This window comes from Azoarcus sp. L1K30, from assembly GCF_018122735.1.
Lineage (GTDB): Bacteria > Pseudomonadota > Gammaproteobacteria > Burkholderiales > Rhodocyclaceae > Parazoarcus.
The window spans coordinates 4283312-4297883 of record NZ_JAGRRD010000001.1; the positions used below are offsets into that span (position 1 = coordinate 4283312).

The following is a 14572-nucleotide window of genomic DNA, read 5'->3' on the forward strand; positions in this document are numbered from 1 at the left end:
TCCCCCTGTGTTATGGATTCGCGATGTTCAATAGAACATGAGCGTAACCAAATGTCACTCTGGTGGATGTGGAAAAGACCATGATGAAGCAACAATCGCCTTACTTCGGCGGCCCCACCACCAGTGACATCGGGTTCGAGGTATCACCCTCGATCATCGAAACAGCGCCCTCTACGGTGCGATTCACCTGCCCGGCGGGATAGTGGAACAGCACGCCCGCCGTGTTGTTCGCAGCCTTGAACAGCGCCATATCGAGATTTCCCTGATCGATCTGCTGCGCGAGCTTCTGCACCTCGCTGAAGAATCGCACCCCGGCCGGCCCTTGGTAGCCGAAGGGCATGCCCACGCCCGCCACCGCTTGCGCCGCGCTGGTGAGCTCCCGCACCCCAACGAACATGCCCATCAAGAAACTGATCTGCCCGGCGATCAGCGCGCGGACGATCTCGTCTTCGTCGTCCTCGCCCTTCATGAATGCCCTGAGCAGTTCGCCGGCAATGGCCGGCACAACCATCAGCAGCGCGTAGTCGCTTGCCAGTCGCATGACTTCTCTCGGGCGCCTGAAGTTCGTCGCTCGCGTGCGCTCGACTGCAAGGTTCAGCGTGGTCGAGAAGTAGCTGTAGAAGTTGGTGAAGAGCTTCCAGGCTGCGCTGCCGCGCTGGATCTGCGCCAAGTCCTTGATCTGCCCGCCGCCTTGCGCATCAATCACAGCCTGGTCGGCCATCGCCACCGCTCGCACTTCGTCAATGGTTCCGTCCTCGCGCATGCTCGCCGGGTCAGCAATCGCCTTCTCGTATGCCCCGAACCACGTCGGGTAATCGACGGTGGCCTGCAGCTTCTGGATCATGATGAAGAAGCTGGCATCGACTGCTTGCCGCCATTCGCTCTTGTCGCTTTCCAGACGGTTCTGGACGTCGTTGATCTCGCGGTTCATCGTGCGCATGCGATTGCGCAGGAATTCAGACTTGGCCTGTGCCTCTTCGACCTTAGCGGCCATGTGACTGGGCGATCCATAGAATTCGCGCAGGCCTCGAGCGATCCAGGCAGGGCCGACGCGCACGATCGAGTTGGAGAGGCCCAGCGGTTGGAGCAGGGCTGTCGTCAGGTTCCATCCGAGGCCCGTCACGGTGGCACCGGTGCGCAGGTGGTTCAGGATGCGCTCGCCCTGGTGCTGTGCCGGCATGTCACCGCGGGCGATGTCCTCGATGGCCTTCTTGATCGCGGTGACCTTTTCCGCGCCGAATCCGGTCCGCATGGCCGGGTCGAGACGCTTGAGAAGGCGGTTTGCGTCGATCAGGAACTCGTGCCACGCGAGGTCATGGATCACCTCGTTCGCACCCTGATAGATGCCGTCGAACGACAGCAGAATGGGGCGATTTACGACCTTCTCGGCGCGGCCCTTCGTGAAGCTGCGACGCGTGGTCGCTGCGGTGTAGGCTGCGCGCATCATCTGCTTTGCGCTCTCGGCATCCGCGTGTGCCTCTGCTTCTCCGGATTGCGCCGGGTCGTACTTGACCGGATAGTATCCGCCTCGCACGGTCATCGGCTGGCCGTCTGGCATTCGGACGGTGAAGGGTGCAGGTTCGATCCAGTCTGGCTCCTTCCCGGCGACACGGCGCTCCTTCGCCGCGATCTGCGGGCGGTATGACTCGAAGAAGTCCCACACGCCTTGCACGAACTGCCACTCTGCTGGCGTGAGCGTGTTGAGTACGGTCTGCACCTGGTCGGCTCTCCAGTTGCGGCCATCAAGCAGTCGCTGCCGGTTTCCTTCGTTGCCCCAGTTCAGCGCGATGGAGATCCGCTCACCACGGTTCAGGCTGCGCCCGAGCGCTGGGAATGCCCGTCCCTTTCCGCCCATCTTCTCGCCGTCATTCAGTAGCGGCTTGGCCAGTTCGTGCAGCCGCTGTGCCGCGTCGGCCCGCATTGTCGCCTCGCGCTCGCCGGCTTCGTTCATCGGCCTGACCAGGTATTCCCACAGCGGCCCACCATCGCGCATGCCGTCCACTTCGCGCACGATACTGGCCAGCTTGCGATGCGCGGCCATGAACCCCCGCGCGACCCATTCTGCCCGGCTGGCAAGGGTGTTGCGCTTCTCGTTGTCGACCACACGGCCGCCTGCAGCCTCGGTGATCGAGTCGCGCAGTTCGGCCACGATGGCGTCAAGTTCACGCTTGTCTCTTGCGGTGAGCAGGGTCTTCTTCAGTCTGCCGAGGTGCTCGATCTGGCGCACCGAGTCGACCACACCGCGAAACTGCTCGACGGTCAGGTTCTTGTAGTGTTCCCGCGCAGCCTCGGCCTTGATCCACTCCGGAATATCCGGCTCGGTTCCCTCGTTGGATCTGGCCTCAATCCACGAGGCCAGCGCGGTGCGCTTGTCAATCGCCTTGTTCGACTGCCCCTTTCGCAAGTCGAAACGGTCGAGCAGGGCGTCGATCTGGTCGAGGTAATCCACGTCGATGTTTCTGCGGCCACCTTCCGAATCGAACTTCTTCAGGTACGCGACGGCCTTTTCGATCTCGTCGAGCGCTTCGCGCGCGGATCGCGCAAGTTGAACATTCACGAGCTGGTTTCGCTTCTCGGCCGCAGCCTTCTCGAGATCTGCCTCCTTGAGCGCGCTTTCCGCTGCGCGCCCGGCGCGAGCCTCTGCCGCGGCGTACTGGCTCGGACGGATGTTGCGAACCTTGAGGCGTGCCACGGACTGCCGCGCGAACTGCTTCGCCGCCTCAGTCATCACACGTGCGTCGCCATTCGCTTTTGACAGTGCGTTCAGCTCGGTGGCGATCATGCGGGCGCGCACCGTGTTATGGATAGCGGCATCGGCTGCACGCTCTACGGCCTGCGGTGTGGCCAGGTCGCCATGCCGCTCGAGCATGCGCAGGTCGGTCAGCGACTCGATCTCAGTCGCAGGATCTTGAGCGGCGGCCAGGGCCCGCACCAGCGCATCACCCGAGTCGAATCCGAAGAGCTCGGCTACGATGTCCGGGTGCAGCCCGTCGGCCGCCGTCATGCGCCGGCTCACGAGCGCGTCGCGCTGCTCCTTGGTGAGGCTCGTTTCGCGCAGCGCCGCCCGGTCCAGGCGGCCCGCCATGAGCGCGTCGGGATTCACGATCTGGTCGCCAGGGCGCTGGTTGATCTGCGCGAGGTAGTCGAAGTCGGCCGCGCTGGAATAGACCGGCGTGCCGCCAAGCTCGTCGAAGAACAGATCTTCGAACGCCTTCTCGTCAGACGCGCCGGTAAGGTACCCATACCGCTCAAGTTCGGCGCGCATGTCGCCGATCGTGAGCCCTCCGTTGCGCCTCAGGACGTGCTTCCCGAAAACAGGCGGGGCGATCTTTTCCTTCTCGGACAGGCGCCATTCACTTTCGAGTTGCGCGCGCTCAAGTCCGCCCAGCTTGGCAATCGCCACGAACAGCGAATCGATCGACGGATCCACGACGTCCGGATCGCTCTTGCGCTTCGGGACGGCCGGCAGCTTGTCATCCTGAGCGATCTTCGAAGTCAGGAACTGCCAGGCACGATAAACCGGCTGGCTCATCACCTCGCGCCGCGCCTCGATCTCGACTTCCTTGCGCAGCGCGTCGGCCTCCTTCTGCAGCTTGCGCAGGGCCCTGCTTCGCGCACCGGTGAGCCACTGCATGTCGCGCACGCCGCGGGCACTGAGTTCGTCCTGCGCGGTGGCGGTGGCCTCCTGCCCAAGCGCTTGGTAAGCGGCGAACTCGTCCTCGGTCATGCCTGCCTGCTGCGCGCTGGTGAAAAGCGGAATCAGGCTGCGTGCCTGCTCTGCGGTCTTGATAGCCTCGTCCGATGCGAGCATACGATCGAATACCTTGCGCACATCGTCCGAGAGCCTCCCGGCTGACGGGTTGCGCGTGAGGAAGTCCTTGATCGACTTGTAGACGTTGACCAGCCATGCGCGAAAGCGCTGGAATGCCGGCTGAAGTTCGATGCTTGGCGCATCGCCTTCCATCAGGTAGCGCTCGAACGATTCGGCGAACTGCTCGTGGTAGGCCCGCTTTTCTTCGAAGTCGAGGTTCTGCCAGGTAAGCAGATCCTGCACCCCGAACCACTGCATCAGCGCGTTCACATCGCTGATCACGCCGCGCTCGCCTTCGGTCAGTTGCGCCGAGTCGTAGGTCTGCGCTGTGGCCGCCACATCGATCATCACCTCAAGGAAGAAGTGACCGGACTCGTGCAGGAAGGAGGACAGGTCTGCAGCATTCAGCAGGGCGATGGTGTTGGTGGCAGGGCTGAAGCTCGCGCGCGGTGCGCGCTGATTCTGAAACAGTTCGCCCGCATTGCGAGGCGCGGGGTGTTCCACTACACTTAAGCCATCCCCGGGAAGCGTTTCGGACGTAGGACGAAGGGTCTCCTCGATGGAGGCAGCAGAAGTCGTCCCGGGGTACTTCCGCATACTTTGAGCCGTGAGCGTCTTCCGGCCTGTGCGAACCTCCTCCAGATACACCGTTGTTCCGTCCGGCATCGTCTTCAGATAGACGATCATGTCGCGTCCGATATCGTTCTTCAGCCCGTAGATCGTTCTGTCTGGTGCCGCAATGATGTCGGGTATCGCCTCGATGTCAGCATCGGTGATCGCAACCTGCCCGCGAGCGGACTCCTTTTTTTGGTTTCCGTGGCTCTTGAACGTGTGCCGTATGGCGCTGCCGTCGATCGCATGTTTGAAGCCTGCGATGTCGATTCCGAACTGCGCGGCCTCGGCAACCTCCTCAGCAAACACCGGCATCAACTCGTAGCTTGCGGTGTGGCGCTTGTCCTGCTTCGATATACCCAGGGCCGTGCGGATCGCCGACTTTGCCCTCGATATCATCCCGCTGAGCGCGGACTGATCGAACTGCTGCCCGCCGGCAACGTTCTCGGCCACCGTGCGCAGCCGGTACTTTTCGAACAACTGGTCGGGTGTGATCCCGATCCGCTGCGCCAGCGTGCCGAAGAATTCACCCTGCAGCGTGGCGTATGCTTCGTTCACGTCTGGACGGAAGCGATTGACTGCGTTCAGTTCGTCTCGGATCGTGTTGCGAACCGTATCGACAGATGCGCGATGCGCCAGCGCCTCGCCGGTCTGATCGATCGTGTCGGACACTTCCTGCTGAAGCGTCTCGATCATCCCCTGCAGATAGGTTCCCGCTTCCGCCCGGCTCATCCCGTCCGGGTCGGTCTTCAGGTGGTCGAGCAGGCCGTCAGCCAGTTCAGTCGGGGCGATGCGTGCCGCGAACTCTGCAACCGGGATGCGCACGCTGCCGCCCGTGCCGGCGGCTTCATGTAGCTGCTCGGCCACCGACGGCGACACCTCGGCGAGCTTGTCTGCAATTCCAGACTGCATCAGCACGTTGGCGTCGATGAAAACGTCCTGCACCGGCCCGTCTTCGAGCGCAGCGTCGACAAACTGCTGAAAGGTCTCGGGCGATGCCTCGGTCAGGCTGATGGCGCGCGAGAACTTCGTCAGCTCGGCCAGTTGCTGCGCGGTGTCGGCCGCCTGCATTGCCTGGTGAGATTTTCCAGATATGCGGTTCGCCACACCTTGCACGCCGGACATGATCGTCGTTTGCCCAGCCGTTCCGACCACGGTCGCAATCAGTGTCTGCACCGCAGCGCTGGGCCGCTCTGCCAGGTAGTCGCCGAAGGTCTTGTCGGTGTTGATGACCGCCCACTCGTTCAGGTCCTGCAGTACGGTCGCGATCTGCTCGCCCGGGATCTCCGCCGCCATCTGGTGGGCCAGTATCTTCGGCAGCGACGCGCCCGCGCCGATGTCTCCGATCAGGCGTGAAACCGGGATCTTCTCTGTCGCGTATTCGATTGCCGCCTGTGACGCGCCATACGACAACGACGGAAGAGGTCTCATGCCATTGTCTCGGGCCTTCCCGTATTCCTCGCCGAACACCGGCGCAGTCATTGCCGTGAGCGCAGCTGACTGCCCGCCCGGGAGCAGTGCCAGCGGCAGCGCTGCGACGTTGCGCGACAGAGACTGAAGACCGGAGAACCATCCGGACTCGAGGATTCCAGAGGCCTGCGGCATCCAGCTCTTCGCCTCGGCGTCGATCCCCTGCCGGTATGCCGCGAGGTCACGAGCAATCATGCCGCCGAAGTCCTGCGGCAGCACTGTGCCCGCAAGCGGCTTGGTGACGAACTGAGAGAGCAAGTCTGCGCCAGCCTGTGTGATGCCGACCGCTCCAGCGCTTGCACTGTACAGCCCGCCGACCATGGCCCGGCCGGAGTCCTTGAAGAACGCCGCGACCGACTCTACACCGGTCAGCGGCTCAACGTCGTTTTGCGCCAGCTTGGCGAACTCCGGATCCATCATCTGGCGGGCGAGGATGGGGGACTTCGACAGCAGCGCCTGCATCGACTTCACCTGTTCGCGCCGCTGCACTTCCTCGAAATTGCGCTCGACGATCTGAGGCGCAAGACCGGACGACTTCGCCAGGTCATGAACAGTCAGCGCCTTTTCTGGAGAGATGCGGACAGCCTGGTCGAGTACGCCCTGCAATGCTCGCTTACCCAGCGCTTGCTGATCGTCGAGGATCTTGTCGTAGATGTCGAATGACGGCGCTGCGAGTTGCGGCACAGCCGGTGCCACCGGCTGCTGGTCAAGAAGCTGGTCGTAAATGTCGGACATGGTGTGTTCCGGTTATTGCGGGCGGCCGGCGGCGACCCACAGTTCAGCGATTTGCTGCTCGGTAACGGGAATCCCGCGCGCCTGCATCTTGGAAGCGATCAGCGCGCGCTGGTTGGGGGGAATGGACGACAGGCGGACTTCTCGGCCACCAACATTCACATAGGCCTTGTCCATCTGTTCGGGGGCGATCAGGGCGACGGGCTTTTGCGGATCGCGGCCCCACTCGGCGACATACACCTTGTCGAGCATGGTTCGATCCACGATCTGCTGCAGTTCCTGACTGTTGGCTTTCCGCTTGCCGCCGAGATCTACCTGCTCGAACTGGCGCACGCGCTCATCGACAACGCGCTCGAACTGAGCGAAGGAGAGAACCTCCTTGTCGTTGGCCTTTCCGGTCGCCGGCAGGATTCCGCCCTCGATCGCCGCCTGCTTGATCCTGCTCGCAGTCGTGATGATGTCGAGGTGCTTGTCGGTGGCGTTCCCCTGAGCGTCGGCAATCAGCGCATAGCCTTTTTCGAGGTGGGCATCGTCGAGCACCGGTCGGAACTGCTCGTAAAACTTGGCAGGCGTCATCGCGGCCAGATCGCTGCGAGGAAGGCTCACAATCTGGGCCCATGCCTTGGGGTCGTGCGTTGCGCCGCCATTCTTCGCGATGCTTTGGGCGAAGTTCATGACTGCGTTCAGCTTGTCGCCCGGGATCTTCGCGCGGACGTCCACGGGCAGCTGCTCCATGCGCCCACCATTCTGGTAAAGCGCCTTGTATGCGGCATCGGTGGCGTCGTCTTCCATCTGCTTCGCCGCGGCCTCGATGTCCTTGAATTGCGACTCAAGCGCGGACTCTGCAGCGCGAAGGCGAGCGGGGTTACCGGCGATCTGTGGATGCGCGCGAAGCTCCGCCTTCATGTCAGCCAGCGTGGGGCGTTGATGGGCACCGCCGCCGGCTCCGTATTCCTTCATGTTCTTGGTGACGTAATCGCGCGTCTCCGCCGGCATGTAGTCGAGCCACGCGGCAGAGTCGCCTTCCTCCCGCGCCTTCTTCATGCCCTCCTGCAGCCGGCCCTGCCCGGCGTTGTATGCGGCATATGCCTTGGCCAGGTCTCCGGAGTTTTCGCGCAACTTCTCTGCGAAGTAGGCCTTGCCGATTGCGTAGTTGTAGTCGGCATCGGTGCGGTACCGCTTTTCATCCCACGCTAGACCGGCGAGCTTGGCTGCTTCCGGAGCGGTATCGGGCATTACCTGGGCGATGCCGATAGCGCCGGCACTGCTGGTAAGCGGCTGGCCGTTCGCGTCGAACTGCTTTCCATTCGACTCCGTTCCGACCGCGACATTGAAGGCGCGATCGATTTCACTGGTGCGCAACTTCGGGGCGAATTTTCCCATCGTTTCGGTGGCCACGGACACGGCCACCCGGGTGTCGATCTCCTTCGTGATCAGCCCGCGCGCCTGCAGCAGATCATCAGCCTGCATCTGGTCACCGTACTTGCGCAGGTATCCGTCCGCATAAAGGATGTCGTTGTTCTGTATCGCTGCAGCGAGCGCCAGCTTGTGCGCTTTGCTGGTTGCTTCCTGGACGCGAGACTCGGCCCACGTTGCTGACTTCCCCAGCAGTCGCGCCTGGTCGTAGGTCGCTGCCTTGATCGATGCGACGGCCTCATCGACGACTTCGGGGTTGTTGTACCGCTTTCCGATCTCGTCCATGCGCGTTGCGATCGTTCCTTCACGCACCGACATGGCGTATTCCTGGAACTGCCTTGCCTCATGCGTCATCACTGACGCCCTGAACTGTTGCGACAACTTGCCGGTGGCTTGGCTGAAGGCCATCTTCTGCGCGTCGTTTCCAAGGCCTTCACCGATCTTGCGCATCTCGTCAGCGAAGGCTTCGCTGTACTCGTCAGCAAGCGGCTTCCCGCTCTGGCGCTCAAGCGCTGCGATGCCCTTGGCGCTGGTGAATCCCGCCTGAGGATCGAGCGTCAGCCGAAGCTCGACCTCCTTTGCCTTGTTCAGTGCATCGTCGACGCGAAGCTGGTTCGCCTGTTGCATCGCATCCAGTTCGATGCGGCTGATCGTCCCGCCGAGCTGCTGCATGGCTGTGCCCAGCGCGCGCGCCTGCGCCCCTGCGTCGATCTGCTGCACACCCGGCAACGATGTCCGTTGCGGGGTCGGAAGTGGCGTGGCGGCACCTGGGCCCATTGGCCTGCGCGATGTTTGCGTGACGAGCGGATCGGCTTGTATCTGCTGACCTGTGAATCCGCCAGAAAGCTGGTTGGGAGCAACCTGAAAGTCGTCGTATGTTGGAACGCGCGGCATCAGCTATTCCTTTGGAACTGGTACCACTGGCCGGCGATGGAGGATGCCGATCCGAGCAGTGACGTAAAGGCCGACCCGATCGGGCTGATTGCGCTGCCACCCGGCATGTATGGAATGGTCGGCGCCTTGTAGAGCGCATACATGCTCGAGTAGTCGGCCGCGATCACGTTCGGGTCGATAGGAGCAGGGCCCGCCAGCCGGGCGGCGTCGGCCGGGTTGATCGTGGAGGCACTGGCACGCGCGAATGCAGCCTGATTTGTGTCGTTCACGGCCTCGGTTCGGTATCCCCACGCAGCGCGCGCGGCATTCGACTGCACCATGATCGCGTCGATCTCGCCCATCACGTCCGTTGTGGTGAGCAGATTGACGGCCGAGTCGCCGCCGAGGTCGACGCCGCTGGCCGCCATGGAGACGCGCTGCCGGCTCTTGATGCGCGACGTATTGAGCCGAACGGACTGCTCCTGACGCTCCCCCTGGAGCATCGCAGACTGCGCCTGCAGTTCGCGCAATCTGGCGTTGCTCTCGGCAACCGACGCCTGGTAGTCGAGGGAAAGCTTGTTCGTCTCCATCTGGTACTGCAGCGCCAGGGTGTTCTGCTCGCCAGCAAGCTTTCCCTGATCGAGCGCGAGCGCAGACTTGGCATTGCTGTTGGCGTACATGGTCTGCATGTGCGCGGCGTTGAGCTCGCCAAGCTGGCCCTGAAACTGCATCGCGCTTTTCGCCGATGCGGCCTGGAAGTTCGCCGCGCTCTGGGCTGACTTCGCCGAGTAGTAGCTGCCGATCATCGAAGTGACCGCGCCGGAAATCGAAAGGGCGCCGCCGAGGCTTGTCGCAAACCCACCGAGGTTAGAGGACGACGATCCGGAGGCTCCGGTCAGCAGCGTGCCGCCCCCGCCACCCCAGTTATAGGTGGGTCCGAACCCTCCCGAGTAGGTCATTCCGAGCGCCATGATGCAAACCTGATTGCTGCGATTGGCTGATTCTCGGGCGCTGCGTTGAAACCACGCGCACTATGCATTGGATCCGGCTGCGGGATAGATCGCCTCACGGCGCTGCAGGCGCGCGGCCTGCGACTGGATCACCTCCTTTCGGGTGAAGCAATCATTACCCGCCGATGGCAACTTCCAGCGACATCGAGGCGATCGTCAGCGGCAGCGGATCGGTCTGGCGCACGACGATTTGGCCGCCATCGCCCCAGCTCGGGGTGATCACGACCGGAACCTCTTCCGACTTCAAGCTCGGCGGGGTGCCGTATGGCTCGGTGGTGCGCTGCTTGGCTTCCGTCAATGCCGTCTCGGAGGGGCCTACGAAGATTCCGGACGACCGATACACGCGCAGCCACACCTTGTTCACGTTCTTTTGCCGGCCTTGCCCAAATCCCCCTTCACGAAGCTCGATGGCAAGGGGCAGCGTCTTCGCATCCGCCGTGATCGGCAGCCCGACATGCACCTTGCTCGCCTCGACTTCCAGTGTGATCGAGCCACCGGTAACGACTCGCTTCGGATGCACCGCGCCGTCTGCGAGGATGGATACCGTCTCGCCCTCGAGGTGATCGAGCCCGCTGATCTCGTCTGCCGGCGCGCCCTCATAGGTCAGGCCTGAATCGACATAGAAGCAGTCTTCCAGCGCATCGAACGCCCGGGGCCGCATACGCTCGACGTAACGCACGCTCGAGCCGTCGATGTCCCTGCGGACGACTACATAGAGCGCGTCCTCGTGCCCTTCTGGGATGCAGCACACCGACTCGATATCGCCCGCGGTGTCGTGCTGGTGCCAGGCGCCGATCTGCTGCTCAGGGACGTATGTCAGGCCCAGCAGCTTGCCGCTGCTCGATGCAAACCAGGCCACCGGCTGCGGGCTCTTGGCATAGGTGATGTCGGCGATGGTCAGGCCGTCGAACAGGTGCGGCGCACGCAACGAAAGGTCGCCAGTGACGTAGCCGGATGCCTGCCAGTTGTAGGCCAGTTCCCTGACATGTCCGCCCCGCGCCGCGGCATAGATGAGGTTGTTGTTCACGATGACCGGCTGTGCGTTGCTCGCGCCGATGTAGGACTGCGGTCGCACGCTGACCGTGCTCGGGGTGATCGCATCCGAGTTGATGGTCGAGACGCGCCACTCCACCGCGCTGGTCAATAGCACAAGGCTGGTGAGTGGGACCATGTGCCGAATCGCGCTCGCCTCTCGTGCGGCCACCCTGAACCCAATCGCGTCGTCGTCCTGCGATGGGATCGAATAGGACAGGTTCGATTCTGTCCCGCTTCTCGTCATCCAGATGTTCTGCGGCTTGTTGAGCGTGCCGGCAAAGCATCTCCGCTGCTCGAAGTAGGTCACCGCGCCTGGGTAGTTGTTCGCGCTATCAAACGGGTTGCTCGGCTCCGGGGGCGTGATGCCGATGTTCGCTGCGATGTTGTCGTCCTTGAACGTGACGCCATCGGTTTGCCCGATGTACCCGTACAGGCCATTGCTCTGCTTATAGACGCGGTACCGCTGCGCGCCGGTCACGGCCGACCAGGTGATCGTGTTGTAGGCGTCCGTCGCGAACAGATCCCCGGAGCACGATGCCGATGCAGAAACAGGCGACTCGTCGAGACTTTGCTCGCCGACGGCGGTGATCACGTATCGGTAGGTGGTGCCTGTCCCGCCGGATGCGGAAGCACTGACGCCGGTCGGCGCGGCCAATGACGACGCAAACGAGATCGTCGTCAGCGCCCAACTCAGTGCGCCCAGCCGGCGAAGCTCGCGCGGCGCGTGGTTCGGGTGCACCAGGGTGAGCACATCTGCCGACTGGACATAGTGGATGTCGAACAGATCCGATTCCGCGTAGGGGTTCGTGATTTCGTATGGAACCCCGCCGTCGAGCAGCGTCGCACCCAGTGCGTGGAAACGGAAATACCCGGCACCAAGCTCAATTACGAAGGTCTGGTCGACGTCGAACGTGAAAGGGATCAGGCGCGTTTTTTTCGTGGAGTCCTTCACCTCACGCACGAATTCAAGGCCGGGCCGGTTCGTGATCGGGCCGTGCGGGAGCACGATGAAGTTTCGACATGTGGCCAGGCCGGTTTGATACTTCACATCGTCGATGCGGCCGAAGAACTCCGGCGTGACCTCTCCACCGCCGAATGATCGCTGAAGGGTGCGAACGTTTGCCATGTCAGCGCCCCGCGATCCAGCCGACCGTATGCGTCGGCTCGCCGTGCCGCTGGTTCGCATCAGATGCGGTCGCACGGCCGAGAATGGACATGGCCACGCCGAAACACTGCTGAGCCATCTTCATGCCTGCATCGCCCTTGATGATGGGGCCGGCCAGATAGGACGCGAGCAGCCATGCCAGCACATCAACGAACAGCGGAGAAAACTTCGTCGTGTCCGTCACCCTGGCCAAGTATTTGATCGTTGCAACGGGTTGGTTCGTGCAGACGGCAACCTGCCCGCTCGGAAGCAACTCGCGCACGAAGTCATGCGCCTCGGCCGCCTCGTCAGTGGCACCCACCGGCAGCACCGTGAAAACCTTGATGCAATCTCCCGGGATCGCGTAGGCGTAAGCCCACGCGCCGGAATACCCAGACACCGCGGCGAGCGTCGCGCGCTTGGTTGCAAACCCCCAGCCGTGCATTTCGAGCAGCGTGTCCCGGGCGACCGGGTAGAAGCGAGCGCAGTGCTCGGCCTGCGCTGACCCTTCCGGCGGGTACAGGCTTGCGACGGTCGCATCGTCACCGAGCCGTCCGAGAGCGAGGTTTGAAATATCGATTTCGCTGGCCATATTCAACCCCAAAAAAGAGGGGGTCGACGTTTCCGACGACCCCCGAAAGACTCCCTAAGAGGAGTGGAGGAGATACCTAAACGAGATCGCCGGCCGCATTGCCGCCAGACTCGTCGCCCGCTTCCTGTGCAGATTTCGCCGCGCGCTTTGCCGGCTGCTTTCCGCCAGTCTCGGCGGGGGAGAACCACGTTGCTTTCGATCCGGGCGGCACATCGAACCTGTCGCCCACGGCGCGCAGCTTTCCGTGGTATCCGGGTTTGGTGGCGATCACTTCCATGGCGTCACCCGATTACAGCGCGTCGGGGTAGGCGGTGTTCGCCTGGATGCCGGCGACGACCTGGGCGGAGAACTTGCCGGCGGTCAGTGGCCCGGTGCCGACGGTGTAATAGACGCGCACATAGCGGCGATGCTTGATCGGCATGGGGATGACGATCTGCGCTCCGGCAGTGAGCGACGCCTTGCCGATCGCTGCGGTCACGGCTACGTCTGCGAACGATGAGTTATCGGCCGAGTCCTGAACGGAGAAAGTGACGGTTGCTGCGCCTGATGCGGTAGCTGCCTCGTCGGTCGTGATGACGGCGGACAGGTGACCGGACATGCCGCTGTTGGGGTTGGCCTGGCCGAAGTCGATGACGTCGGTCGAGGCGGCCGAGCTGGTGACAGCCTGCTCGCTGGATACCTGGAGTGCCTTGTCGATAAGCATGGTCGAATCCTTTTCGATGATGGGGCGAGCGCTCGGCCCGCCCCTGGTCAATTACACAACGCGGGCTTCGGTGAGCAGGAGGGCGTCGGAGCGGCGGCATGGGACGCCATCGAACGACACAACCTTCTTGCCGCCGACTTCATCCATCGTCAGTGTCGAAGCGGCGACCTTGTTGGTGATCTGCCGGCGCAGGAAGCTGCGGATCTTGCGCGGCATGTAGAAGGCCGGGCGGCCCATACCGAGATTGGGAATGAGTTCAATGGCCTGGGTCATCAGGTCAATCAAGTCAGCACCGGCAGACGCGTTCTTCGTCAGGTCGGACACGTCGATGTTGGCGATCCGAACCACGTAACGCCAATCGCGCAGCGTGAGCCCGTTGTCCCACTTGTAGTGGGAGCGGTAGCCCTGGTACTTCCCGCCGTTGGCGTCGGTCAGGGTTTCTTCGCCGAGGTCGCGGGATTGAAGACCGGCCTGCGAGCCCTTCGGATAGAGACCGTGGCAGGTATTCGGGCCCCACACGACAAGCCAGATCGAGGCGTTATCGCTGCCAGTGCCGCCGGCGTCGATGATGTTGCCGCCGTTCTCGGCCGACAAGCTGTTGTAGCGCGGTGCCAGACCCATGAACTTCTCGGGATCGAGCGAGCTGTCACCGTAGAAGAGGGTGGCTGCCATTGTCTGGTTCAGGCCCTCGATGAACGCGCGGTCCTCGGACATGCGCCATGCGGCGGAGTTGCCGTTCAGATCGGCCAGCGCCTTGTCGGTTTCGGCGTAGGTCTCGAGCATTCCGAGCGAGTCCTTGACTTGCACGGTGCGGGACTTCTCGGGCTGCACACCATAGTTCAGCTTGCGCCAGGTGCCGGCCGGCAGACCGCTGCGGATCGTGGTCTTGTGCTCCGCGTACCCGTTGGCCTCGATGAACGTCATGTCGTCGAGCACTTCGTTCGTCTGGGTCAGGATCTCGACGATCATCGGATCGATCTTTCCGTCCGGTGTCATCCGGTTCGCGAGATCGGCCAAGGTCGGGTTTGTGGTTGCCAGGGTGGAGCCGATGAACATCAGACCGAGTGCAGTCGATGGATCGGCGTGGCCGGTGACCGACATCGCCAACGCGATGAGGCCGAAGGCCACCATTTGAAACACGCGGGACTTCAATACTTGCTTCATGGATGATGCT

General features: G+C 62.8%; 8 protein-coding genes. All 8 read right to left on the bottom strand.

All coding sequences use genetic code 11. The features are described 5' to 3' along the window. Positions 1-100: 100 nt before the first annotated feature. Complete coding sequence (locus tag J5J83_RS19740; protein ID WP_212351635.1) at positions 101-6628, bottom strand: hypothetical protein; 6528 nt, start codon at positions 6626-6628, stop codon at positions 101-103. Positions 6629-6640: 12 nt separating this feature from the next. Next, the gene (locus J5J83_RS23270) at positions 6641-8761 is read right to left on the bottom strand and encodes a transglycosylase SLT domain-containing protein (protein ID WP_212351636.1); all 2121 of its coding nucleotides are present in this window, start codon (positions 8759-8761) and stop codon (positions 6641-6643) included. Between the two features lie 173 nt (positions 8762-8934). After that, entirely contained in the window at positions 8935-9885 is a 951-nt protein-coding gene (locus J5J83_RS19750; RefSeq protein ID WP_212351637.1) for a hypothetical protein, read from the bottom strand. A 154-nt stretch (positions 9886-10039) separates the two neighbouring features. Beyond that, positions 10040-12085, bottom strand: coding sequence for a hypothetical protein (locus J5J83_RS19755; RefSeq protein ID WP_212351638.1), 2046 nt, complete (start codon positions 12083-12085; stop codon positions 10040-10042). 1 nt (position 12086) lies between these two features. Continuing rightward, positions 12087-12695, bottom strand: coding sequence for a hypothetical protein (locus J5J83_RS19760; RefSeq protein ID WP_212351639.1), 609 nt, complete (start codon positions 12693-12695; stop codon positions 12087-12089). 76 nt (positions 12696-12771) lie between these two features. Beyond that, positions 12772-12972, bottom strand: a complete 201-nt coding sequence (locus J5J83_RS19765; protein WP_212351640.1) for a hypothetical protein — start codon at positions 12970-12972, stop codon at positions 12772-12774. Positions 12973-12984: 12 nt separating this feature from the next. Then, positions 12985-13398, bottom strand: coding sequence for a Bbp16 family capsid cement protein (locus J5J83_RS19770; RefSeq protein WP_212351641.1), 414 nt, complete (start codon positions 13396-13398; stop codon positions 12985-12987). 51 nt (positions 13399-13449) lie between these two features. Continuing rightward, positions 13450-14562 carry a major capsid protein gene (locus tag J5J83_RS19775; RefSeq protein ID WP_212351642.1) on the bottom strand — a complete coding sequence of 371 codons (1113 nt, stop codon included), beginning with the start codon at positions 14560-14562 and terminating at the stop codon, positions 13450-13452. Positions 14563-14572 lie beyond the last annotated feature (10 nt).

Bases quoted from the DNA above. Each gene is read 5' to 3' on its own strand.
- J5J83_RS19750 (WP_212351637.1), bottom strand. From the start codon at position 9,885: ATGGCGCTCGGAATGACCTACTCGGGAGGGTTCGGACCCACCTATAAC.
- J5J83_RS19775 (WP_212351642.1), bottom strand. From the start codon at position 14,562: ATGAAGCAAGTATTGAAGTCCCGCGTGTTTCAAATGGTGGCCTTCGGC.
- J5J83_RS19765 (WP_212351640.1), bottom strand. From the start codon at position 12,972: ATGGAAGTGATCGCCACCAAACCCGGATACCACGGAAAGCTGCGCGCC.
- J5J83_RS19760 (WP_212351639.1), bottom strand. From the start codon at position 12,695: ATGGCCAGCGAAATCGATATTTCAAACCTCGCTCTCGGACGGCTCGGT.
- J5J83_RS19740 (WP_212351635.1), bottom strand. From the start codon at position 6,628: ATGTCCGACATTTACGACCAGCTTCTTGACCAGCAGCCGGTGGCACCG.
- J5J83_RS19755 (WP_212351638.1), bottom strand. From the start codon at position 12,085: ATGGCAAACGTTCGCACCCTTCAGCGATCATTCGGCGGTGGAGAGGTC.
- J5J83_RS19770 (WP_212351641.1), bottom strand. From the start codon at position 13,398: ATGCTTATCGACAAGGCACTCCAGGTATCCAGCGAGCAGGCTGTCACC.